The 24,124-nt window shown below is 60.1% G+C and carries 21 protein-coding genes; 5 read left to right on the top strand and 16 right to left on the bottom strand.

Features of this window, described 5'->3' with window-relative positions; genetic code table 11:
* Positions 1-46 precede the first annotated feature (46 nt).
* From ACTG2G_RS12930 to ACTG2G_RS12915, 4 genes are read right to left on the bottom strand one after another with little or no spacing between them, the layout of a single operon-like run.
* Positions 47-376, bottom strand: coding sequence for a SctD/MshK family protein (locus tag ACTG2G_RS12930; RefSeq protein WP_421348397.1), 330 nt, complete (start codon positions 374-376; stop codon positions 47-49).
* On the bottom strand, positions 369-1,016 hold the full coding sequence (locus ACTG2G_RS12925; protein ID WP_421348398.1) for an MSHA biogenesis protein MshJ: 648 nt from the start codon (positions 1,014-1,016) through the stop codon (positions 369-371). The genes ACTG2G_RS12930 and ACTG2G_RS12925 overlap by 8 nt, the downstream gene beginning before the upstream one ends.
* Positions 1,016-1,609, bottom strand: coding sequence for a PilN domain-containing protein (locus ACTG2G_RS12920; protein ID WP_279463946.1), 594 nt, complete (start codon positions 1,607-1,609; stop codon positions 1,016-1,018). Before ACTG2G_RS12920 ends, ACTG2G_RS12925 begins: the two co-directional genes overlap by 1 nt.
* Positions 1,609-2,472: a hypothetical protein gene (locus tag ACTG2G_RS12915; protein WP_005340015.1), complete on the bottom strand. Its 864-nt coding sequence runs from the start codon at positions 2,470-2,472 to the stop codon at positions 1,609-1,611. Before ACTG2G_RS12915 ends, ACTG2G_RS12920 begins: the two co-directional genes overlap by 1 nt.
* 86 nt (positions 2,473-2,558) lie before the next feature.
* Between ACTG2G_RS12915 and ACTG2G_RS12910 the strand changes: the two genes are divergently transcribed.
* Entirely contained in the window at positions 2,559-3,482 is a 924-nt protein-coding gene (locus tag ACTG2G_RS12910) for a 1-aminocyclopropane-1-carboxylate deaminase/D-cysteine desulfhydrase (RefSeq protein WP_439985896.1), read from the top strand.
* A gap of 76 nt (positions 3,483-3,558) precedes the next feature.
* Here the strand turns inward: ACTG2G_RS12910 and ACTG2G_RS12905 are convergent, their stop codons facing one another.
* The gene (locus ACTG2G_RS12905) at positions 3,559-5,487 is read right to left on the bottom strand and encodes an EAL domain-containing protein (RefSeq protein ID WP_042081406.1); all 1,929 of its coding nucleotides are present in this window, start codon (positions 5,485-5,487) and stop codon (positions 3,559-3,561) included.
* 504 nt (positions 5,488-5,991) lie between these two features.
* Between ACTG2G_RS12905 and ACTG2G_RS12900 the strand changes: the two genes are divergently transcribed.
* Together ACTG2G_RS12900 and ACTG2G_RS12895 are read left to right on the top strand one after the other, a co-directional pair.
* Positions 5,992-7,518 (top strand): EAL domain-containing protein, encoded by a 1,527-nt coding sequence (locus tag ACTG2G_RS12900; protein WP_439985505.1) that lies wholly within the window; start codon positions 5,992-5,994, stop codon positions 7,516-7,518.
* A gap of 310 nt (positions 7,519-7,828) precedes the next feature.
* Positions 7,829-8,926 carry a calcium:proton antiporter gene (locus tag ACTG2G_RS12895; RefSeq protein WP_005348596.1) on the top strand — a complete coding sequence of 366 codons (1,098 nt, stop codon included), beginning with the start codon at positions 7,829-7,831 and terminating at the stop codon, positions 8,924-8,926.
* Positions 8,927-9,071: 145 nt separating this feature from the next.
* On the opposite strand, the gene hutH is transcribed toward ACTG2G_RS12895, so the two are convergent.
* The 10 genes from hutH to ftsY all read right to left on the bottom strand — a co-directional run bounded on the left by hutH (position 9,072) and on the right by ftsY (position 21,055).
* The gene (hutH, locus tag ACTG2G_RS12890) at positions 9,072-10,604 is read right to left on the bottom strand and encodes a histidine ammonia-lyase (protein WP_439985504.1); all 1,533 of its coding nucleotides are present in this window, start codon (positions 10,602-10,604) and stop codon (positions 9,072-9,074) included.
* Between the two features lie 4 nt (positions 10,605-10,608).
* Positions 10,609-12,318 carry a urocanate hydratase gene (gene hutU, locus ACTG2G_RS12885; protein WP_439985503.1) on the bottom strand — a complete coding sequence of 570 codons (1,710 nt, stop codon included), beginning with the start codon at positions 12,316-12,318 and terminating at the stop codon, positions 10,609-10,611.
* Positions 12,319-12,371: 53 nt separating this feature from the next.
* Positions 12,372-13,328: a formimidoylglutamase gene (gene hutG, locus ACTG2G_RS12880; protein WP_439985502.1), complete on the bottom strand. Its 957-nt coding sequence runs from the start codon at positions 13,326-13,328 to the stop codon at positions 12,372-12,374.
* Positions 13,321-14,556: an imidazolonepropionase gene (gene hutI / locus ACTG2G_RS12875; protein WP_439985501.1), complete on the bottom strand. Its 1,236-nt coding sequence runs from the start codon at positions 14,554-14,556 to the stop codon at positions 13,321-13,323. Before hutI ends, hutG begins: the two co-directional genes overlap by 8 nt.
* 154 nt (positions 14,557-14,710) lie before the next feature.
* A complete protein-coding gene (gene hutC / locus ACTG2G_RS12870; RefSeq protein WP_040069547.1) occupies positions 14,711-15,415 on the bottom strand; it encodes a histidine utilization repressor in 705 nt (234 codons plus the stop codon).
* Positions 15,416-15,426: 11 nt separating this feature from the next.
* A complete protein-coding gene (can, locus tag ACTG2G_RS12865) occupies positions 15,427-16,086 on the bottom strand; it encodes a carbonate dehydratase (protein ID WP_005339998.1) in 660 nt (219 codons plus the stop codon).
* Between the two features lie 125 nt (positions 16,087-16,211).
* Positions 16,212-17,066, bottom strand: coding sequence for an RNA polymerase sigma factor RpoH (rpoH, locus tag ACTG2G_RS12860; RefSeq protein WP_005339997.1), 855 nt, complete (start codon positions 17,064-17,066; stop codon positions 16,212-16,214).
* A 451-nt stretch (positions 17,067-17,517) separates the two neighbouring features.
* Positions 17,518-18,471: a permease-like cell division protein FtsX gene (ftsX, locus tag ACTG2G_RS12855; RefSeq protein WP_005339996.1), complete on the bottom strand. Its 954-nt coding sequence runs from the start codon at positions 18,469-18,471 to the stop codon at positions 17,518-17,520.
* Positions 18,471-19,139 (bottom strand): cell division ATP-binding protein FtsE, encoded by a 669-nt coding sequence (gene ftsE / locus ACTG2G_RS12850; RefSeq protein WP_005339995.1) that lies wholly within the window; start codon positions 19,137-19,139, stop codon positions 18,471-18,473. The genes ftsX and ftsE overlap by 1 nt, the downstream gene beginning before the upstream one ends.
* A gap of 89 nt (positions 19,140-19,228) precedes the next feature.
* Positions 19,229-21,055 (bottom strand): signal recognition particle-docking protein FtsY, encoded by a 1,827-nt coding sequence (ftsY, locus tag ACTG2G_RS12845; protein ID WP_439985500.1) that lies wholly within the window; start codon positions 21,053-21,055, stop codon positions 19,229-19,231.
* A gap of 110 nt (positions 21,056-21,165) precedes the next feature.
* On the opposite strand from ftsY, the gene rsmD reads away from it, so the two are divergent.
* Positions 21,166-21,795: a 16S rRNA (guanine(966)-N(2))-methyltransferase RsmD gene (gene rsmD, locus ACTG2G_RS12840; RefSeq protein WP_075112753.1), complete on the top strand. Its 630-nt coding sequence runs from the start codon at positions 21,166-21,168 to the stop codon at positions 21,793-21,795.
* Complete coding sequence (locus ACTG2G_RS12835; protein ID WP_227341533.1) at positions 21,779-22,090, top strand: DUF1145 domain-containing protein; 312 nt, start codon at positions 21,779-21,781, stop codon at positions 22,088-22,090. Before rsmD ends, ACTG2G_RS12835 begins: the two co-directional genes overlap by 17 nt.
* 855 nt (positions 22,091-22,945) lie before the next feature.
* Here the strand turns inward: ACTG2G_RS12835 and ACTG2G_RS12830 are convergent.
* On the bottom strand, positions 22,946-23,932 hold the full coding sequence (locus ACTG2G_RS12830) for a helix-turn-helix transcriptional regulator (protein WP_005339987.1): 987 nt from the start codon (positions 23,930-23,932) through the stop codon (positions 22,946-22,948).
* Between the last annotated feature and the right edge of the window lie 192 nt (positions 23,933-24,124).

Raw genomic sequence — 24,124 nt, 5'->3', positions numbered from 1 at the left:
ATTAAACTCGATAAAGCCGATTCACCTCTCGAGAGGCAAGCACGACTCAAACCCGGATCTTGCTGGCAAACAGTGTTACCGCATGGCGTTTTCCCGCCTTTTCCAGCACCACGGCATCGGTATTGATGGCCACCAGCGTATAGCCGTCCACCTGTTGCCCGACCCGATAACTCTTGCCATTGAGTACCGCCAGTGCCGGACCATTGCCCAGCACGACACTCTGCAGCTTCGGCAAACCGGCATTGCTCTCGCCGGTCGCACGGGCGCCAACCGCCACATCCGCCAGTGGCGCGGTGGGATCCTGCAATACCTCGACCTGCTCCGCCTGTACCAGCAAGCTGAACAGGCAACAGCACAACGCAAATACTCTAGCCACGGATAAACTCCTTGCTGGTACTCAGGGTGTAGATCTCCATCTCCACCACCGCGCCGGGATAGGCTTTGACCTGATAGTCGAACTGCTTCCAGTAGAAGTGGCGCGGCAAGGCTTCCAGCGCTTTAAGATATTGATACACATCGAAATAGCCGCCTTCAAGCTGAAGCCGGATACCATGCTTGTAGAGATTGACCTTCTGCTCTCCCGCCATCAGCGGGGTCGGCTCCAGCGAACTGAGGGCCAGCATGTGAAGGTTGGCGGAGCGGGAGAGCAGCGCCTCCAGCACCAGCGGCATCTCGTGCGCCGGGATCAGATCGACGGTCTGGGCCTTCAACTCATCGTCGATCCGGGCCAGATCCGCTTCAACCTGCGCCAGCTGATCGCGAACTCCCTGATTGGGATCCCGCTTGAGCCGGGTCTGTTTGCCGAGGTTTTCCAGCTCCATGATCTCGAGGTCGCGCTCGGCGGCGCTCAGGGCCATACGATCCTGCTGCAGGCGGGTATCGGCGCCATCGAGCCAGCCGTAAATGCCAGCCGCGCCCAGCAGTACCAGACCAGTCAGCAGGATCAACACCCGCTCCCGCTGGCTCAACAGGGCGATACGCTGGCCCCATACCTGCCATTGTGCTTTCAGGTTCATCAGGGTTTCTCCCGCGCAATGCCGCTCAACTGGAAGGTCAGACGACCCTCCTTGTCACGGCCGAGGGTCAGTTCACCAAACTCCTTGCCCACCAGACTCGGGGTCTGCTTGAAGCGGTTGACCCAGGCCGGCACATCCTGACTGCGTCCGGCAAAGCCGGAGAGGTTGATCCGCCCTTCGTTGATCTCGATGCGCTGCAACGAGAGGTTGCTGTTGCGAATGCGGGAGAGATCCGCCATCACGCTGGCGTAGCCCTGGGATTTTTGCAGGGTCAAGCTGCCCAATTGGCGCATCAGCCCCTGCTTGGCTGTCAGCTCATCCTGCATGTTGACCAGTTGCTGTTGCAGCCGGGGATCTGCCTGATGGCGCGCCAGCTCGGCGTCGAGCCGCTGCGCCTCGCTGCGTTTGATCTCCAGCTCGGCAGAGCGCTGCGCCAGCGCACGGCTGACCTGCTGCTGCTGCCAGCTGTAACCGACACCCGTCAACAGGATCAGCAGCAGCGCAAAGCCCCATACCAGCGCCATCTGATTGAGGCTGGCCCACTGCCGCTTGGGGCGAAACTCGGCGCCATAGAGGTTTATCTGACGTTTCATCACGCATCCTCCCCGATGGCGGCTGCGTAGGCAGAAAGGTACTCAACGCCGGCCAGGACTGCCTTGTTGGCCATGGCGGAGACGGCAAAGCCGAAGGTCTGCTCCATGTGGCGCACCAGGGTACCGATAAAAGGCGAGGCTACGGCGAACTGCATCTGCCCCAGCTCGGGCAATTTCAGCTGGCCCGCCAGATAGTCGAGGGAGCGCTGGATCTCCAGCGCCAGTGAATCGAGCAGCATGCTGTCCGGCTCATGTTCGCCAGTCAGGCTAGTGAAACCGCGCAACTGGCGGGAGAAGCAGAGCCCGCCCTGATGGAAGACCAGCAGTTGCAGATCCTGCCCCTTGGGCTGCCACAGCAGCATGCGCACCGTCTCGTCAGCGTCATAGAGAGAGGTCAGCGCCAATTCGTCGCTGATGATGGATTGCAGGGTCGCGATGCCGTTGATGGCATCGGCCAGCTGTTGCACCCGGCTCTTGGGCAGGCAGATCACATTGATGCGCGGACGACCGGCAGGCGGGGTGGGCAAGTCCACATAATCCATCGCCAGTTGCAGCACGGGTTCGCTGACATAATCCTTGATGGCCCAGGGAAGCGCCCCCGCCATCTCGGCGTCAGGCACGGCAGGCTTGTCGATCTGGATCTGTTGATAAAGGCTGGCGGCGAGGGCCACCCGCACCGTAGACTTGGCCAGCCCATGACGGCTGAACAGCTCGTTCATGGCCACTGCCCACTCCTGTGGGCCGTTGATGGTGCGCGTCGCGAAGACGGGGGGATTGCCCACCGCAGCCAGCATGATCCTGTCATTGGCCAGCAAGAGCCCGACCTGGCGGCTTGGCGTCGACCGTCTGAACAGTTGTTTCATGTAAGCCCGCCCATCAATAGTGATTAAATGTATGAAATATTAACATAAACAGCAGATTAGCCTCCAGATTAAAAGACGGACTCACCATTGCAAGCCAGCCTTTCCGCCGAGCCAGAGGGTCAAGCCATCCTCCCTTCCCCCTGCAACGCCTCCACCATCCGTTGCTGACCTGCTATGGCGTCGAGCTGTGGTGCAAGCGGGATGATCTGATCCATCCGGCCATCTCCGGCAACAAGTGGCGCAAGCTCAAATACCACCTGCTGCATGCCAAAGAGCACGGCAAACGGCACCTGCTCTCGTTTGGTGGCGCCTACTCCAATCATATCCACGCGCTGGCGGCAGCGGGGTGCCAATCTGGTCTTCGTACTACCGGTATCATACGGGGCGAATATGACGCCGTCAGTAACTCTACCCTGCGGGATGCCCGGCGCTGGGGCATGGATCTCGTTTTCGTCGACCGCCAGAGTTACCGGCGACGGCAGGATCCCGACTGGCTGGCCCAATTCGATGCACCCGATACCCTGATCGTGCCGGAAGGGGGTAGCAGCCCGCTGGCCATCCCCGGCGTGGCAGAACTGGTCGGCGAAGTGCCCTTCTCGCCGGATCTCTGGGTACTGCCCTGCGCCAGCGGCGGCACTCTAGCGGGCCTGATCGCCAGCAAACGGGATCGGGAGCAGATCCTCGCCATTGCGGTACTGAAAGGAGGTGGCTTTATCGCTGACGAGGTGTGTCGCCTCCATCCCGCGGCTGCCAATATCCCCGGCTGGCGCATCGCGCTCGATCACCACGATGGTGGCTACGCCAAATTCAGCCCGGCCCTCTGGCAGTGGGTGCAGAATTTCAGCGCCACGACCGATCTGCCCCTTGAGCCTATCTACAGCGGCAAGGCGATGTGGGGGCTGTTTCGCGAACTGGCGGCGGGCCGCATCGCCCCCGGCAGCAAGATTGTCTTTATCCACACTGGCGGCATGCAAGGGCTCGCCGGGCTGCGGGAGCAGGGGCGACTGTGATCCCCGCCTGACGGCAACCGCAAACAGCATCGCAAACAACAGAGGGTCGCCCCAAGGCGACCCTCTGTTGTTTATCTCAATCACCAGCCGGTTCCAGCACCAGCCGCTGGGGCTCGGCAAACCAGGGCCCCTGCCCTGCATGCACCCCGAGGTGGCGCAGCATCTTCCACTCGTCACCACTCTCCACCCCCACTGCCAGCACCCGGGTGCGGGTATTGGCGCAGCCCCCGACCAGACTGCGCACCGCCATCTGGTTGACCTGACGGGCATGGATCTCCCGCACCAAGCTGGGGTGCAGCTTGAGGAAGTTGATCTCGAACTCCTTGATGTACTGGGTGCTCACCACATCCTGACCGGCATGATCGATGGCCAGCTGGCAGCCCAGCATCCGCAAGGAGCGCAGCGGCCGCTTGAGCGCCTCGAAGTGGCGGGTCACCTGGGATTCGGAGAGTTGCAGGATCAGCCGCTCGTTGGTGCTGCGCGGCAGCTGGAACAGGGCGAAGAAGAGCCAGCGCTGAAACTCGCGGTTGAGCAGGCTCTGGGCACTGAGGGTCAGGCTGATGGGGCAGCTCTGCTCGGAGCGCTGGCGCAGCAGGGCGAGGGTCTGCTCCGCCACCAGCCGATCCAGTTGCAGCAACAAGCCCACCTTCTCCGCCATCGGCATGAAGATCCCCGCCTGCAAAGCCCGCCCCTGCTCGTCGTGCAGATAGGTGAGCAGCTCCTGCTGCAGCACCACCTGCCCCCGATCCTGCTGGATCGGCTGGGTGTAAAATTCGATGCCGTGCTCTTCGAGACGGCGACTGATGAGGGTGCGCCAGCGTACCGTACCCTTGCTGCTCTGCTCCTCATCCAGCTGCTTCTCGTAGAGGAACCAGCCGTTGTGCCCCTGCAGCCGAGCGCTCTTGAGGGCCAGCTCAGCCTCCTCCTGCACCTTGAGCAGGCTGTCTTGTGCCTGATAACAGACGGCGCCGAGATAGACCGCTGTCTCCGGATTGACCTCCTGCGGCCAGTGCAGCCGTTGCAGGCTCTTGAGCAGCTGGCTGGCGCTATCCACCATCTCGCTCTCGGACATATTGGGCAGCAACACCGCAAAAACCTGACCGGCGTAGCGGGCCTGCAGGGCGCCGTTATGTTTGCGCACGAAGGCACCTATGGTGGCGCTCGCCTCCATCATCAAATCGTGCCCCAGCAGCTCGAACTGATCGGCCTCCAGCTCCTCCAGACAGGCAAGATCGATCAGCAGCACGCCGCCGCTCATCACGCTCGCCTCCATGATGGCGCTCTCCAGCCGGTTGTCGAAAAACAGCCGGTTGCCGATGCCGGTCATCTTGTCGACGAAAGCGTTGCTGCGAATGAAGTTGTCGAAGCGGCTGCGCTCCTTGCGGGCATCAGCCAGCTCGGCGAGCAGATGATCGAGGGCCTGACTGGCGGCCACCGGCCACTCTTCGGCGGGGTCATGACTCAGTTTGGAGAGTTTGTCATCGAGGATCAGCTGGGCACGAATGCCCAGCAGCTCGGCTCCGCGCAGCTGCTGGCGTAGCCAGCGGATGGAGTACCAGAGACCGAACACCACGATAAAGATGCCCAGCGATATGCCGGACATCGCCTTGATGGAGTATTCCGCTTCCTTGAAGGGGCGCTCCAGTTTGAAGTTGGCCTGCATGCCGGCCTGATGAGGCAGCGGGTGGCTGTATGGCACCAGCAGCTGCTCGTCGACCGGATTGCGCACATCGCGGAACCAGTAGACCCGCTGGTTATTCTGGCGCACCTCCAGCTCTACCACATGGGCAGCCCGCAGCAGGGTGGGCAGCCAGTGGCTCATATCCTCCATGTCGTGAGCAACATCGAGCTGCTTGTCGATCACTTCGACCAACGCATCGACCTTCTTTTGCTGCAACTCCATGCCCAGCTCGCGAAAGCTGAACACCCCGCCAATCAGCACGGTCGCCATGGCTGCGATCACGCAAAGGGTGATAAATGAGACAAGCTGTGTAGTGAGTTTCATGCGCCTTTCCGTATGCCCAGCATCATCCATGTCGCCTCATGGTAGCAGCGGCGATCGGGCCACAGCTATGGATGAAGATCCCGCTTCTGCAATTTAAGCGGGCAAGCATAACCCAAAGCAGAGGGAGAATACCAAGGATGACGGGCTGCAGACGCGGGAAAGGGCGGGATGACAGACAGAAAAATGGTCCCTCAAAGGGGACCAAAAGGAACACTCATATCAAAACTAACACTCTGTGCTACTGACAAAAAACAGATACAGGAGTATTGAACACACGGTGAGTCAAACCGCAGGGCTACTCTAATGCAGTTCGGATAAGCTGAGCAATTGTCATTTATGACAGGTCAGCGATTGAATCTAGCCAAAGTTAATAATAAACACATTTAAAATCATGTAGTTAAAAAATAAATCAACAAGTGTGACAACTCGGACTCAAATTGATTGCACTAATGCTCTATGATGGCTAAGTCCATTTGTGTCTCATGAAACTGGCAGGTACTTCCTTTGCGTAAATCACCCGTCTGGATCGCTCTGTTGCTGTTCGTCCTGCCTGTCGTGGGCAGCCAGTTTCTCGGCCTGTGGTTTGCCAAGCCGATGGCCTTTCATCTGCTGGAAGAGAAGGTTGCCGAGCTCAAGGGAGCCATGGCCGTACGCCACCGGGAGCTGGATGCCGCCATCAACAAACAACTGGCACAATTTGAGTTCAACTGCGGCGCCAAAGACATGGAGCTGCTGCGCGATCCGCGCTTCTACAGCGCTCATATCCGCCTGCAAGGGCTGGAGCTCGCCTCCGGCAACAGCTGCTCCAGCCTGGGGGTGGAGATCCCGCTGATCAAAGAGCTCCAGAACAGCGGGCAGAAGTTTGGCAAGCTGGGGATCACCGCCACCGTGGCCAAATATAATACCGAGCAGGAGCTGGTGGCCTTTTACCGATCCGGCGGCAACCTCGCCTACTGGGTGCTGGATAACAGCTGGAGCCACGACCTGCTGCAACACCCCTGCAGCCACTGCTTCTATCTGGAGTTCAGCCGACAGGATAACGATGCAAGCACAGTCCACTTTCCCCGTGGCGACAAGGAGATCAAACAGGAAGAGAGCAATATCAGCCTCAGTTTCTTCGATCCCAATGAACTCACCAAACAGACGGTCTGGGCGGGAAAAGCGCTGGAGCAATATGCCCATGACCAACTCAATCACTACGGTCTCTGGTTCGGTATCGCGCTCGGCGCCCTGTTAAGCGTCACATACTGGCTGCTGCGCAGCTATCGGCGCTCCCTCAAGGGACTGCTGCAAACAGGATTGATACGCAGGGAATTTATTCCCCTGTACCAGCCGATAGTGGATGCCCGTACCCACCAAGTGGTGGGATTCGAGGCGCTGCTGCGCTGGCAGCGGGGAAACGAGCTGATCCCCCCGGGCACCTTTATCGAATATGCAGAGGAGCAGGGACTGATCCTGCCGATGACCGAACAGTTGCTGGAGCAGGTGATCACTGACCTGCCGCAGCTGGCACCGGAGCAGTGGGTCAGCGTCAATCTGGTGGCGGCCCATATCGAGCAGCCCCTGCTGCGCACCTTGCTCGCTCACAGCCAAAACCCCTCACCCACCCGGCTCACCTTCGAGCTGACGGAGCGCAAGCCGATCCTCGACATCAAGGCGGCCACCGAGGAGATCACCCTGCTGCAACAGATGGGGTATCACTTCAAGCTGGATGATTTTGGTACCGGCTACGGCGGCTTTGCCTACCTGCAGAGCCTGGGGATCCGCCAGATCAAGATCGACAAGATGTTCGTCGATACCATAGGCACCAACGACCTCAAGCGCAGCGTACTGGATGCCATCATCGTCTTCGGTCGGGAATCGGGCATGGAGATGATCGCCGAGGGGGTCGAGAGCCAGCTGCAGGTCGACTATCTGAGCCAGCACGGTGTCTATCTGATCCAGGGCTACTTCTTCGGCAAACCCATGCCGCTGAAGATACTGACCCACTGGCAACGGGAGTGGCAGTGGCAACACCAGAAGGCCAGCTAACACAGAGATGGCAGGATTTGGCCACGAAACAGTTTGGCCAGCGGCTCGACATCATCAGGTTGATGCTGGCGGTAGCGCCGTAACCCAGCCCGGCCATCAGGCGGGTAAATCCCCCTGCAGGCCCAAGCCCGGCTCAGTGGTGAAGTCGAACCACCTCCTGCCACCCCTTATTTACATTCAGCAACAAAATGATCTGCCCTGACGGGGATAACAACCTTTATCATAAGGAGCCGGTTATTGCGCAACCGATAACCGTGCAGCCTGTTTATGTCATCCGGTCGTCCAGACCCCCAATAGAGAACCATTGCCTATGAAGACAGTTATCCGGCAAGAGATTGCCCTGCCCGTTGGCCTGCTGACCCTGCTCTTTTTCAAGACCCTGGGCAGTGACCTGCTGACAGAGACAACTCCGCTCGGGATCTATCTTCCGGTTTCGGCGGCATTACTAGCCATCGTCACCTGGGCCATCTTCTCGGTGGTGCGCCACTCCGATGCCCTCGCCATCAAGCTGGGCGAGCCCTTCGGCACCCTGATCCTCACCCTCTCGGTCATCTCGCTGGAGGTGGTGATGATCTCCTCGGTGATGCTGACCGGCGAGCCCAACCCCACCATGGCCCGCGATACCATGTTTGCGGTAGTGATGCTGGTGAGTACCGGTCTGGTGGGCTTCACCCTGCTGTTTGGCGGCTGGCGCTACCACACCCAGAGCTTCAATCTGGACGGGGTCAAATCCTATCTGGTGGCCATCATCCCGCTGGCCCTGCTCTGTCTGGTGCTGCCCAACTTCACCGAGGGCGGTGCAATCGGCAGTATGTCGCGCGCCATGTCGTGGATGCTGATCATCATCTCGATCCTGCTCTACGGGGTCTTTCTGCTGATCCAGACCCGCAGCCACAGCCACTTCTTCGTCGACAGCGATCACGAGGATTATGAGGAGCACCACGGCCCGCTGCAGAGCAACGTCTATCACACCATCCTGCTGCTCGCCTACCTGCTGGTGGTGATCTTGCTGGCCAAGACCCTGGCCATCCCCATCAACTACGGGGTGCATGTCATGGAAGCACCCGCCGCACTGGGCGGCTTTATCGTGGCCTGCATCGTGCTGGCCCCCGAAGCAGTCGGTGCCATCAAGGCCGCCTTCAACAACCAGCTGCAGCGGGCAATGAACCTCTACTTCGGCTCCGTGCTGGCCACCATCGCCCTCACCGTGCCTGCCGTGCTCTTTATCGGCTCCATGCTGGATCAGGAGGTGCGCCTCGGCCTCTCCCCCGCCGATATGGTGCTGCTGGTCACGACCTTGATGGTCTGTAAAGTGACCTTCAGCAGCGGCCGCACCAATGTGCTCCATGGTGCGACCCATCTGGTGTTGTTTGTGGTCTATCTGTTCCTGATGTTCGAACACGAATAACTGCGTTCAACCAACGTCAGACACGCAAAGACCGCCCGATTGGGCGGTCTTTTGTCATCTGCTCCCGGCTCTCACCGGCGCCTGTGAAGCGGCTTCCACCTCATCCCCCACCCTTCTCCCGCCAGGGGAGAAGGGTGATCAAGGCTTACAGGCTGGGCAGCACCCCGGCCGGGATCAGGTCGTTGTAGCTGGCACGGCCCAGCAGGGCGGCGGCCGCTTCGATATCCGGCGCGAAGTACCTGTCCTTGTCGTAGAAGCTCACCTCTGCCCGCAGTCGTCCCTTGGCCAGCTCGATCAGCTCGGTACTGCGCAGCGGCGCGCGAAAATCGAGCCCCTGTGCCGCCGCCAGCAGTTCGACTGCCAGAATGCCGCGGGTATTCTCCGCCATGTCTGCCAGCCGGCGGCCAGCGAAGGTCGCCATGGAGACGTGATCCTCCTGATTGGCGGAAGTGGGCAAACTATCCACCGAGGCGGGATGGGCCAGGGTCTTGTTCTCGGAGGCGAGCGCCGCCGAGGTGACCTGAGCGATCATAAAGCCCGAATTCACTCCGCCGTTGTTGACCAGAAACGCCGGCAGACCGGACATCCGCGAGTCGATCAGCAGTGCCATTCGCCGCTCGGAGAGGGAACCTATCTCGGCGATGGCCAGCGCCAGATTATCGGCGGCGAAGGCAACAGGTTCTGCGTGGAAGTTGCCGCCGGAGAGGATGTCTTCATCCTCGGCAAACACCAGCGGGTTGTCGGAGACCGCGTTGGCCTCGCACACCAGCACCTCGGCGGCCTGACGGATCTGGGTCAGGCAGGCCCCCATCACCTGCGGCTGGCAGCGCAATGAGTAGGGATCCTGCACCTTCTCGCAGTTGTGGTGGGACATGCCGATCTCGCTGAGATCCCCCAGCAGATGGCGATAGCAGGTAGCCGCATCGATCTGGCCACGCTGACCGCGTACCGCGTGAATGCGGGCATCGAACGGGCGGCGGCTGCCAAGGGCCGCCTCCACGCTCATGGCTCCGATGGTGATGGCGCCGGCGAACAGATCCTCGGCGTGGAACAGCCCCTCCAGCGCGAAGGCGGTGCTCGCCTGGGTGCCGTTGAGCAGCGCCAGCCCCTCTTTCGGTGCCAGCGCGATGGGCTCAAGCCCGGCGATCCGCAGCGCTTCGCTCGCATCGATCTCGCGCCCGTCGTGACGAGCCTTGCCCTCGCCGATCAGCAGGCAGCTCATATGAGCCAGCGGCGCCAGATCGCCGGAGGCACCGACGGATCCCTTCTTCGGCACTACCGGATAGACTTCGGCGTTGATGAGGGTCATCAAGGCCTCAAGCACCGTCAGCCGGATGCCGGAGAAGCCGCGCGCCAGCGAGTTGAGCTTGAGCACCATCATCAGCCGTACGGTGGCGTCATCCATGTACTCGCCAATCCCTGCCGCATGGGAAAGCACGATGGAGCGCTGCAGCTCGTCCAGCTGCTCCACCGGAATGCGGGTGTTGGCTAACAGCCCAAAGCCGGTGTTGATGCCATACACCACCCGGTTCTGCTCGATCACCTTGGTAACCACAGCTGCGGAGGCGTGGATCCCCGGCAGGGCGGCCGGATCCAGTGAAACATGTACCGGCTCGCGGCTGACGCGGCGCAGGGTGGCAAGATCCAGCTCGCCCGGGGTAATAGTCAATTCAAACATGGTGTTACACCTTTCCTTTGACACCGTTGGCGCCGTCAATCATCGGCAGATCCAGTTTCGCCTCATGGGCACAGTTGATGGCAATCTCGTAACCCGCATCCGCATGGCGCATCACGCCGGTGGCCGGGTCGTTGCGCAGCACCCGACCGACCCGCTTGGCAGCATCATCGGTGCCATCACAGACGATCACCACGCCGGAGTGCTGGGAGAAGCCCATCCCCACACCGCCGCCGTGGTGCAGGGAGACCCAGGTCGCGCCGCCAGCAGTGTTGAGCAGGGCGTTGAGCAGCGGCCAGTCGGAGACGGCATCGGAGCCATCCATCATCGACTCGGTCTCGCGGTTCGGGCTCGCCACCGAGCCGGAATCCAGATGGTCGCGGCCAATGACGATGGGGGCTTTCAGCTCGCCGTTTTTCACCATCTCGTTGAAGGCCAGACCGAGGCGCACCCGCTCCTTGACCCCGACCCAGCAGATCCGCGCCGGCAGTCCCTGAAACGCGATGCGCTCGCGGGCCATGTCGAGCCAGTTGTGCAGGTGAGGATCGTCGGGGATCAGCTCTTTCACCTTCTGATCGGTCTTGTAGATATCTTCCGGATCGCCGGAGAGGGCCACCCAGCGGAACGGGCCTATCCCCTCGCAGAACAGCGGGCGGATATAGGCGGGGACGAAGCCGGGGAAGTCGAAGGCGTTCGCCACCCCCTCCTCCAGCGCCATCTGGCGGATGTTGTTGCCGTAATCCAGAGTCGCCGCGCCGCGCTCTTGCAGGGTCAGCATCGCCTCCACCTGACGGGCCATGGAGCGACGAGCAGCCAGATTCACCTCCTGCGGGGCACTCTGTTGCAGCTCGCGCCACTTTGCCACGCTCCAACCCTGCGGCAGGTAGCCGTGAACCGGGTCGTGGGCGGAGGTCTGGTCGGTCACCACATCCGGGGTGATGCCACGAGCCACCAGTTCGGCGAACACGTCAGCGGCGTTGCCGAGTAGGCCGATGGAGATAGCGCTGCCGCTCTGTTTGGCCTCCTCGACCATGGCCAGCGCCTCATCCAGACTGTGGGCCTTCTTGTCCACATAACGGGTGCGCAGACGAAAATCGATGCGGGTTTCGTCGCACTCCACTGCGATCATCGAGAAGCCGGCCATGGTGGCGGCCAGCGGCTGGGCACCGCCCATGCCGCCGAGACCACCGGTCAGGATCCAGCGGCCCTTGGGCTCACCGTTGAAGTGCTGATTGGCCACCGCGAAGAAGGTCTCGTAGGTGCCCTGCACGATCCCCTGGGTGCCGATATAGATCCACGAACCCGCAGTCATCTGGCCGTACATCATCAGGCCCTTCTTATCGAGCTCGTTGAAGTGCTCCCAGTTGGCCCAGTGGGGCACCAGGTTGGAGTTGGCGATCAGCACCCGCGGCGCATCCTTGTGGGTCTGGAACACCCCGACCGGCTTGCCGGATTGCACCAGCAGGGTCTGATCCTCCTCCAGCCGGGTCAGCACCTCGACGATCTTGTCGAAGCAGGCCCAGTTGCGGGCAGCGCGACCGATGCCGCCATACACCCCCAGCGACTGGGGATGCTCGGCCACCTCGGGATCCAGGTTGTTCATCAGCATCCGCAGCGGCGCCTCGGTGAGCCAGCTCTTGGCGGTCAGCTCGGTACCGCGCGGGGCACGGATCACGCGGTTCGGATCATGACGGGGATCCTGCTGTTGCACAGACATACACACTCCTTGTTGTATCAATAGGGTGCCTTCGGCGATATGCGGCCAAAGGGTTAACGGGTCAACCGATGAACCAGTCGAGCGACCACGCGGGCGCTGCGATTATCCTGATCCAGCGTCGGGTTGTACTCGGCCAGATCGGCGAGCCTCAGCTTGCCGCTGGCCCGGATATGGGCGATCAGTGGTTCGATCACCGCCAGCTCCACGCCACGGGCGGCGGGAGCACTCACTCCCGGCATCAGGTTGCCGGGCAGCACGTCAAGATCGATGGTCAGATAGAGGTGATCACAATCGGCGATAAAGGCGTCCAGTCCGCTTAGCAAGGCTGGCAGCCCGGTCTGAGTCATCGCCTCATCCAGCACATGCCACACTCCCAGCGCCTTGGCACGGGCAAACAGGGCTTGGGTATTGGCGGTCTCGGCCACCCCGAGGCAGGCGTAGTGAAACGGCGAGCCCTGAGCGGCGCACTGCTCGGCGATCTGGAAGAAGGGGGTGCCGGAGCTTGCCAATTCCTGCTTCATGCGCAGGTCGAAGTGGGCGTCAAAATTGATAATGCCGACTCGCCCCTGACCCGCCAGATGCAAGTTGAGGCCGCTCCAGCTGCCGAAGGCCACCTCGTGGCCGCCCCCCAGCACCAGCGGGAAATGGCCCAGTTCGAGCGCAGCAGCGACCCGCTCGGCCAGACGGCCGTGGGCGGCATCGAGATCCCCATCGGTACAACTCACATCCCCGCCATCGTAGACAGGTCGATTCAGGTGCCAAGCGGTGTTGGCCAGCAGCTTGCGCACCGCCAGCGGCGCACCGGCGGCGCCCACACGCCCCTTATTGCGGAGCACCCCTTCGTCACAGGCAAAACCAAGCAGCACCACGCCGGGCTCGCTGTCGGCTTGCCTAGGCTGCGCCTCTTGCCAAGGCAGAACTTTGTCGTGCCAACGCAGGGCCAGTTCGCCATCTTCCGGATCCTGTCGTCCCTGCCAAAGCGACATGTCGATCGGGTTTAGCTTATCCATGGAGGGTCTCCTCGCCGTTGAAGATGCGGCCTGCCAACTGATCGACGCCGACCATGTAGCTCAACTCGGCCGGATGGGCGCAGTGCCAGAACAGGAAATCGGCCGCCATCCCCAGCCTGAGCTGGCCAAGGTGCTCCTGCTCGCCAAGCGCTTTGGCGGCGTGGCGGGTCACCCCGACCATGGCCTCCACCGGCGTCAGACCAAACAGGGTACAAGCCATGTTCATCGCCATCCGCAGCGAGACGATGGGTGCGGTACCCGGGTTGATATCGGAGGAGACCGCCATCGCCACCCCCGCCTTGCGCAGGGTGGCAACCGGCGGCAGCTTGGTCTCTTTGAGGAAGTAGAAGGCGGTGGGCAGCAGGGTGGCGACCACGCCACGGTGGGCCAGCGCCAGGATCCCTTCCGGATCCAGATACTCCAGATGATCCACCGAGAGGGCGCCAAAGTTGGCAGCGAGGGTGCTGCCACCGAGATTGGAGAGCTGATCCATATGCCCCTTCACCGGCAGGCCGTATTGATCCGCCGCCAGATAGACCTGCTCGGTCTGGGCCAGCGAGAAGCCGATATGCTCGCAGAAGACATCTACCGCATCGGCCAGACCCGCCTCGGCGGCGGCCGGGATGATCTCCTGACAGATGGTCTCGACCCAGCTGTCGGGATCGTCGCGATACTCCGGCGGCACCGCATGGGCCGCCAGCAGAGTGGTCTTGACCCGGATCGGCAACGCCTCTCCCAGTCGACGGGCCACCCGCAGCATCTTGAGTTCGTCATCCAGCGTCAGGCCATAGCCGGACTTGATCTCCACCGTGGTGACCCCTTCGCGGATCAGGGATTTCACCCTCGGCAACGCCAGATCGAACAGTTGCTCTTCGCTGGCGGCACGGGTCGCACGCACCGTGCTGATGATGCCGCCGCCCCGACGGGCGATCTCGGCATAGGGCACACCCTGCTGACGCAGCTCGAACTCTTCGGCACGGCTGCCGGCAAAGACCAGATGGGTGTGGCAATCGATAAGGCCAGGAGTGACCAGCTTGCCCTGCATATCCTGCCAGTGAGCAGGATGGGGCCCCTTAAGCTCGGCCATCGGCACCAGCGCGTGGATCTTGCCATCCTTCACGCCGATGGCCCAGAGCGGCAGCAGGCCGTAGTCGGCCAGCTCATCATTCAGGGTAGCGAGCGTCACGTTGAGCCAGACCCGCTCGCAGTTCAACAGTTCTTTGTTCATAGCGACCTCAAATGTATATACATATTCTTATAGTCGATCTCTATGACGAAAGAAAGAGCGAAGTTCACATCCTGATAACAGCATCAAACTTAGAGTTTAAGCACAAAAAAGCCCACCAGGAGGTGGGCTTTGCAAAATCGAGTTGTATAGACATTTACTCCAGCTGAGTCTTGGAGCTTAGCTTGTATCGGGAACCCGGGGAAAGCAAACGGGCGTAGGAGACCAGATGCCCCTCCGACCAGGTACGCCGGTGCAACAACAGGCAGGGGGAATCTACACGGATCTGCAACAATCCCGCCTCACCAGCGCTGGGCAGCACGGCTTCCACCACGTGCTCCATCTCGGAGAGGGGGCAGACATCCATCAGATAGCGGTTGGGGGTCTGTTGGGTAAAATCCTGCTCGCCATAGCTAGGCAAGCGCCCGGCATCGACGAAGCGCTCCTCCAATTGCAACGGCTCCCCATCGGCCTGATGGACGATCAAGCTGTGAAAGATGGGGGCGCCAACCCGCAGTCCCAGCTGTACCGCCACCTTCTCGTCGGCGGCCAGTCGCTGCAGCCGGATCACCCGGGCGCTGTACTCGCCGCCACGCTCGGCGATCTCGTCGGCAATATTGCGAATAGCCAGCAGCGGCGATTCGGTACGCCTGTCCGCCACGAAGCTGCCGGAACCTGCGGTACGCACCAGCCACCCTTCCGCCACCAGTTCCCGCAACGCCCGGTTGACCGTCATCCGGCTCACGGTGAACTGCTCGCACAGGGCAGCTTCGGTCGGGATCCTGTCCCCCGCCTGATAGTGGCGTTCGCGGATCCCGTCCAGAATGTGCTGCTTGATCTGCAGATAGAGAGCTGGCGCCACCATGAAGCTCCCTAGCGCCGACGGTGGGGCGGACGCATATCCGGCCAGGCGCGGTAGACGTCGGGGATCTGATCCGGGCCGCTGATGCAGAGATCGAGATCGTGCAGCAGACCATCCTTGATCCCGTAGATCCAGCCATGCACCGCCAGCTCCTGCCCCTTGCGCCAGGCGTTCTGGATGATGGTGGTGTGGCAGACGTTGGCGACCTGCTCGGCCACGTTCAGCTCGCACAGGTAGTCGAAGCGCTCGTGCTCATCCTCGATGGCCTCGAGCTCTTCACCATATTTGAAGTAGACATCCTTGATGTTGCGCAGCCAGTTGTCGATGAGACCCAGCTCCTGATTCTGCATCGCGGCCTTGACGCCGCCGCAGCCATAGTGACCGCAGACGATGATGTGCTTCACCTTGAGCACTTCTACCGCGTATTGCAGCACGGAGAGGCAGTTGAAATCGGTATGTACCACCAGATTGGCGACGTTGCGGTGGACGAAGACGTCCCCCGGCAGCAAGCCCATCAGCTGGTTGGCGGGGACCCGGCTGTCGGAACAACCGATCCAGAGGTATTCGGGGGCCTGCTGGGCAGAAAGAGTGGCAAAGAAAGCGGGATCTTCGGCCTTGATCCGTTCGGCCCACTCACGGTTGTTGGTAAACAGGTCGTTCAACAGTTTCACTTCTGCTCTCCCTAATGTGGCAGTGGCGGCAACATAACACACTCAAGGGTAACCAAAGCAAGGCCGACCAGATCCCTGCGAAACAAAAACAGGGCCATCAGGCCCTGTTTTTATGAGAGGAAGCATCAGGCTTCCATGGCATCTTTCAGCTTCTTGAGTGCGTTTTTCTCAAGCTGACGCACACGCTCGGCAGAGACGCCGTAGGTATCGGCCAGCTCCTGCAGAGTGGTCTTGCTGTCATCATCGAGCCAGCGGGCGCGGATGATGTGCTGGCTGCGCTCATCCAGAGTGGCGAGGGCCGAGCTCAGACGACGGGTCGCGTGATCGTCCCAGTTGTCATTCTCGATGGTCGCTGCCAGATCGGAGGATTTGTCCTCCAGATAGTGAACCGGAGCGAAACCGCCCTCTTCCTCATCGTCACCCACCAGATCGAACGCCTGATCGTAGTTGGCCATCCGCGCTTCCATTTCGGTCACATCAGCGGCAGAAACGCCGAGATCGGCCGCCACGGCCTGAACCTCTTCGTGGTTCAGCCAGCCCAGACGCTTTTTGGATTTGCGCAGGTTGAAGAAGAGCTTGCGCTGGGCCTTGGTGGTCGCCACCTTGACCATGCGCCAGTTGCGCAGGACATATTCGTGGATTTCGGCCTTGATCCAGTGCACGGCAAAGGAGACCAGACGCACGCCGACCGTCGGGTCGAAGCGCTTGACCGCCTTCATCAGGCCGATGTTGCCTTCCTGAACCAGATCGGCCTGAGGCAGACCGTAACCGGCATAACTCTTGGCGACATGAACGACAAAGCGCAGATGCGACATAACCAGCTGACGAGCAGCCTCGAGATCGCCATCCTGCTGCAAACGCTCAGCCAGTTCACGCTCTTCCTCTGCGCTCAGCACAGGAATCGAGTTTACTGCCTGGATATAGCCTTCCAGACTACCTTGCGGAATCAGAGCCATAGTGCGCTGCAATGAAGTTCCCATCTGTTACCTCTTACTTTTCAATCGAATCAGTCTAACACCCTGAGAGGGTCTGTCTACTGACCGGATGCCATTCTGCGGCGTGTATCAAAGAACATGCCCAGTTTTAGACCGGCTTATCTTAAGCCTGCAGGATGAATCATGAATGAACAGTCAAAAAAAGGGGGTCACAATGAAGGACCCCCGAAAAGTAGCATGCTAAGTCCATTGTTGCGGAGCTCGCAACCTTCACATGCTTGCCAAGTCTGACGAGCAAGGCAGAGGGGCCACACCCGTATAAATGCTTCAGCTTTAATAGACTGTTTATAAATCAGAAGGTTCACTGGATCTAGCGAAGATCCGGAAGATCATTGTTATTCAGAATACTCTGACTATGGGGGCCAAGCCAGAAACGGCCCCTCTTTTACTTGATCCGCCTCTCAAAATCCAGCGATTTACTTTGATGACAAAGTAATCAGGATGGTTCGATGTCACGAATGTGGCGATGGACCGAGAACCAGGAGGCAATCAGCCCCAGCAGGGCGCCCAGCAAGATCAGATTGATCCCGTCTACCGCTCCCATGCCAACCAGCCGGAAGTTACTGTTATACAAGCCCGCCAGCTCCTTCACCACCCCTTCGCTCCAGATCACCATCACTTCGGTCAGCCACCAGGCCAGCATGCCGCCGATCACCCCGAACCAGATTCCGGTATAGAGGAAAGGACGATGAATAAAGGAATCGGTCGCCCCCACCAGCTTGAGCACTTCAATCTCGGAACGCTGGTTGAGGATGTTGAGACGCAGGGTATTGCCGACGATCAGCAACACGGCGGAGAGCAGCAGCACCGCAATACCGGTAATGGTGTGGCGCAGCAGGTTCATGATCCCCTGCAGCCGAGTCAGCCACTGCAGATCCAGTTTGCCCTGTTCGACCCCCACCTCGTTGTTGAGCTTGCTGAGCAGCTCGGCGGCCCCTTCCGGGTTCTGCCAGCGTGGATCCGGGATCACGCTCAGCACAGGCGGTAACGGGTTGCTGTCCAGATAATCGAGGGCATCGCCGAAGCCGGAGATCTCGCGAAACTCCCGCAACGCATCGTCACGGCTCAGGTAGGTGACCGAATCCACCTCGGGATAGAGCAGGATCCTGTGCTGCAGATCGAGAATGCTCTGCTCCGGCAGATCCTTGCGCAGGTAAAGGGAGATCTGGGAACTGCTCTGCCAGCTCCCCTCCACCACCTCGGCGTTTTTCAGCAGCACATGGAAACAGGAAGGCAGTGCCAAGCTGACGCCGAGCACCGCCAGCGTCATCAGGGAGGCGAGCGGATTGCGCCACAGCTCCCCGAGACTGGCAAACGCCTGCCGCACATGATCAACCCCGTACATCATCAGACGGCGCAGCGGCGGTTGTTTATGACGAACGATAGCCATCAGAGCTCCTCCCCGGCCGAATACATGCGACCCGCCTTGAGGGTCAGGGTGCGATAGCGCATGCGAGCGATCAGCCCCAGATCGTGGGTGGCAATCAGTACCGAGACCCCAAAATTGTTGAACTCCTGAAATAACCGCATGATGTCCATGGAGAGCTGGGGGTCCAGGTTGCCGGTCGGTTCATCCGCCAGCAGCAACGGCGGCTTGTTGACGATGGCGCGGGCGATACCGACCCGCTGCTGTTCACCACCGGAGAGCATGCGCGGCTGGTAACGCTCCTTGCCAAGCAGCCCCACCTTGTCCAGCGCCGCCGCCACCCGCTTGTTGATGTCCGCATGGCTATAACCATCGATCACCAGCGGCAGCGCCACGTTGTCGAACACGGTTCTGTCCATCAGCAGGCGGTGATCCTGAAAGATCATCCCGATCTGGCGGCGAACATAGGGGATCTGGCTGCGCTGGATATGGCTGACATCATCACCATGAAAGAAGACGCGACCATCGGTCGGACGCTCCATCACGCTGATCAGTTTGAGGAGGGTACTCTTGCCCGCCCCCGAGTGCCCGGTCAGAAAGGCCATCTCTCCCTTGCGCAGGTGAAAGCTGACCTTTTGCAGCGCCTGATGGCCGCCGCTGTATACCTTGCTGACCTTGTCAAAACGAATCATAACGGTTCCCTGAAATTGACAAACCCCGACCGGAGTCGGGGCATGGAACACTTACTCATCACGGCTGAGCTGACTCATCACGGCCGGACTTATTCATCGCGGCTGAAGAGCGCCTCGATGAAGTCGTTGGCAACGAAGGGACGCAGATCGTCGATCCCCTCGCCCACCCCGATATAGCGGATCGGGATCTGGAACTTGTCGGCCACCGCGAAGATGACGCCGCCCTTGGCCGTGCCATCCAGCTTGGTGAGGGTGATGCCGGTCAGGCCAACCGCCTCGCTGAACAGCTTGGCCTGGCTCAGGGCGTTCTGGCCGGTGCCGGCATCCAGCGTCAGCATGATCTCGTGGGGGGCCTCTTCATCCAGCTTCTTCATCACCCGCACCACCTTCTTGAGCTCTTCCATCAGGTTGCTCTTGTTCTGCAGGCGACCGGCGGTGTCGGCGATCAGCACGTCAGCCCCGCGGGAGCGGGCGGCCTCGATGGCGTCATAAATGACAGAAGCGGAATCGGCGCCGGTGTGCTGGGCAATCACCGGAATGTTGTTGCGCTGACCCCAAACCTGCAACTGTTCGACCGCAGCGGCACGGAAAGTATCACCCGCCGCCAGCATCACGCTCTTACCCTCGGCCTGGAACTGCTTGGCCAACTTGCCGATGGTAGTGGTCTTGCCGACGCCGTTCACGCCGACCATCAGGATCACATAAGGCTTCTTGCTGGTGTCGATCACCAGCGGCTGTTCGACCTTGGCCAGCATCTCGCCCATGTCCTGCTTGAGCAGGCCGTAGAGCGCCTCGGCATCCTTGAGCTGCTTGCGATCCGCGTGCTGCACCAACCCCTCGATGATGCGGGTGGTGGTGTCGACGCCGAGATCGGCGGTCAGCAACTGGGTTTCCAGCTCTTCAAACAGCTCGTCGTCGATCTTCTTGCCACGGAACAGGCCGAAGAAACCGGAGCCGATATTCTCCTTGGTGCGCACCAGACTGCGCTTGAGGCGAGCAAAGAAGCCCTCCCGCTGCGGTTTGTCCTGGGTGTCGTCGTCTACCTTGGCGGCCAGCGGCAGAGCGGCCAGGGCGGCAGCCTCAGCCTCCATCGCGGCGACCAGGCGCATATCTTCCGCGCGCTGGGCCTCTTTGGCGATACGGGCTTCTTCCGCAGCCTGAGCTTCGGCGGCAATGCGAGCTTCTTCCGCGGCGCGAGCTTCGGCAGCAATGCGAGTCTCTTCCGCAGCACGAGCTTCGGCAGCCATGCGAGCCTCCTCCGCAGCGCGAGCTTCGGCAGCGATGCGAGTCTCTTCCGCAGCACGAGCTTCGGCAGCAATGCGAGCCTCTTCCGCAGCACGAGCTTCGGCGGCGATGCGGGCCTCTTCTGCGGCGCGAGCCTCGGCGGCGATACGAGCATCTTCTGCAGCGCGGGCTTCGGCAGCGATACGAGCCTCTTCCGCGGCGCGGGCTTCGGCGGCAATGCGAGATTCTTCCGCGGCGCGAGCTTCGGCAGCGATACGAGCCTCCTCTGCAGCGCGAGCCTCGGCGGCAATACGAGCCGCTTCAGCAGCTTGTGCTTCTGCGGCAGTGCGAGCGGCTTCAGCGGCACGCTCCTCTTCGGCGATCAGCGCTTCGTTGACGATCACCGGCTCCAGATCGGAAGCGCACTCCTCCACCACCAGCGGGCCGTGATCGTCCAGCTCGGTCGGCAGGCAGCAATCATCTTGCAAAACGGGATTCTGTGCGCTGGCAGGCACTTCGGGGGCAACAGCCGGCGTACTATCGGAAACAGTGGTATCGGAAACGGGAGCGGGGGTAGCAGTGACCTCGGGCTCAACGGTAACGGGGGTGGCTTGGGGTGTCTGTGGTTGGACAGCCTCAGCCTCTTCTTTCTTGCGGCCGAAACCCAGCCAGGAAAACAAACCTTTTGCCATCTAAAAATACTCACATCAAAGGCTGACTGCTAAGATAGCCGTCCCTTGGCGGGTCGGCATAAAAATGAACCGCCTTATACTACCACTTTATTTTCTGACGATGAAACGCGATGCCCAGAGTGAAATCCAGCCGTAGCAACCCGAGCAAGAGTCCCGCCCCGCAAGGAAAATCGGGCTTTGTAAGAATCATCAGCGGCCAGTGGCGAGGCCGCAAATTGCCGGTCAAGGATGTGGAGGGGCTCAGACCCACCACGGATCGCGTCAAGGAGACCATCTTCAACTGGCTGGCCCCCCATATTCGCGGCACCCGCTGCCTGGATCTGTTTGCCGGCAGCGGCGGACTCGGACTGGAGGCGCTGTCGCGCTATGCCGAGCAGGTGACCCTGATCGAGATGGACAAAGGGGCCGCCGACCAGATCAAGAAGAACCTGGCCGCCCTCGGCAGCAGTCAGGGTCAGGTGATCCAGTCAGATGCAGTGAGCTGGCTGCAAGGCCCCGCCACTCCCTTCGATCTGGTCTTCCTCGATCCACCGTTTCGCCGCGAGCTGCTGCCGCAAGTGTGCGAACTGCTGGAGCAGCGCGGCTGGCTGGCACCGGACGCCCTCATCTATCTGGAACGGGAAAAAGAGATGGCCGATCTAGCGCTGCCCGCCAGCTGGCAACTACTCAAGGACAAACAGGCCGGTCAGGTCTGCTATCAACTCTATCTAAGAGAGGTAAACAATGAAGCGAGTCTTTAATCTGTTGGCGATGGGGCTGATATTGTTCTTCTGGTTTGGCGTGCTGGTGAGCCTGATTGCCCCGCTGCCCGGCAAACTCAACGGCTTTCTGCCGGTCTGCGGCGTGATCGTCGCCCTGCTGCACTGGCTGCAGGCCAGCATGATCAAGGCGGCTTGCAAACGCTACTTCGCTGTCACCAAGGCCGAATTTGTCACTGTGCTGATCTTTGGTGTGTTTGGCATGGTCGACATTCGTCAGCGCCTGCAAGAGATCGTCAACGCCGCCCAGCGCGGCAATCTCTCGGACAAATCATAAAAGAAAAGGGGACGGCGGTAGCCGTCCCCTAGAGTCGTGTCGTCCTGTCCGTAGAACTGCAATGCTCCCTGCAATCCCTGACGTTATCCTAATCCTTTGGAATATCCCCTTTCCAATCCGTTGGCGTGTCCTGCGGCGTTCCTGGCCTGGCAATTCATCCTGAACTGCTTCCCTGTCTCCATCCTGGAGGTGTCCATTACCACGTCCTGTGGGGTTCCTTGCGTCTTCCTGACAGATAACCATCCGGGTTATCTCACTTCATCCTGAAGTATTCCTCTCGCATCCGGCGAGGTCCTGTTCATCCTGAAGAACGAGGTTCCGTTCGTTCTACTCCCATCCCGAGAGTGTCCTGCCGCATCCCGCGGTGTTCCTTTATTCATCCGTGACGATAATCATCCTGATTATCGAGCTCATCCTGAGGTGTCCCTTGTCCACATCCTGCGGACTATTCCATCTTTATGCGCTGCCCTGCATCCTGCCGGACCAGCTCCGTCCTTGTGAGACCCATACTAAGGAAATGCGCCCCCCGAACAAGGGCCATCCGATGATAAAGATCCGATGCAGCTCTCATCCCAAAAAACAAACTTAAAAACTAACCCTTTAATATCAGTTATTTATTTAGTTTCACGGGAAAGTTCGATCATTCTGGCATGGCTTCGCGTACGGCTCAAAGCGCCAGCCTCTTACAGTCGCTATGGCAGATCTCTTACACGGGTTTCGCCCCCCAAAAACGGGGCAGGAAAACGGTTCAATCCTGACGTTAAGACTTAAAAATTAGTTGAATAAATATGCTTAAAAAAACCGCAAAAAAAGAGCCGAGACTAGGCTCGACTCTTCAACATTCCAATTTTTTAATCAGCTCAAGCGGTTGGCCGGATTGAGATAGGCCTTGCGCAACGATTCCGGTGCCAGCACCTCCAGTTCACCGCCGATGTTGTTCAACCAGCTGCGAAACTCCGGGGTGTCCTGCACTTCGGTCTCCACCACCACGCTGCGCTTGTCATAGCGGGTCATGCGTGGATTGTTGCCGGGGATCTGGTTATCCACCAGCGACTGGCTGTTGGCATCGATCCGGCCGACGAAGCGGATCGGGCCGCTCACATCCTGATAGCCCTGATCGCGGATCAGCTTCTGGATATTGAAATCCTTCGGCTGGGTGGCGCTGAAGTTGGTCAGCTCCACGTTCTTGATATGGTCAAACGGGATGCCGTAAACCTTGGGATCCAGCTCGGATAGTGTGCAGAGCAGGATCGGCCCGTCCGGCTGATTGAGAATGCCGAGCGGGTTGATACGGTCGTAGCAGAGCCACACGGTGCGCTCTTTGATCACGCGCTGGATCTCGGCACTGAACTTGCGACCACGCCAGAGCGCATCGCGGATCAGGGTGCTGCGACGGATCTCCGGGTTGCCGGCAAACGGGCGCGGTGACTGGTGGACACTCTCCAGCCAGCGTTCGGCCAGTTCACTCTGGCTGTCGCGGATCACCTGGCTCGCCTTGTCGACCAGCGGATTCAATTCAGTCAGTACACTCGCCGGCAACAGTTGGCTCGCCTGATCACTCCAGGTTTTCAGGGCCACCGCCAGCGAGAGCGGCATGATATTGGCAAAGTCGTTGAGGCCGTGGCGCTCGAAGCACCAGCCATGGGGTTTGCTGCGCTCGTCCGAGGTGAGGTCGAACAGTCCCATGCCGGACATCTCCTCCAGGTCCCGTTGCACGGTACGCAGACTGACATGGATGCCTTCCTCTTCCAGTTTTACCTGAAGTTGGCTGGCGGTCAGCTTGTAAGGGCGGTGCGGGATGCAACGCGCCAAGGTCAGTTGTCGTAACAGCTTCTTACTCATGGTGCATGCCTTCACTGGTTTAGCGTTGACTGTATGCTAGTCGCAACTTGCGACAGTCTATGTCGCAAGTTTTGCTGCGACAACTGTCGCCATTTTCATACAAAACACACTAAGTAGTTGATTTATAAAGACAACGCACTCAAAAAAGGAGCCACTAGAGGCTAAAATTAGCCAAAAATCCCTCAAATGAAA

The organism is Aeromonas sp. 55A (genome assembly GCF_051919665.1).
Classification (GTDB): Bacteria; Pseudomonadota; Gammaproteobacteria; order Enterobacterales; family Aeromonadaceae; genus Aeromonas; species Aeromonas veronii.
This window is presented reverse-complemented; position numbering and strand designations above follow the sequence as displayed.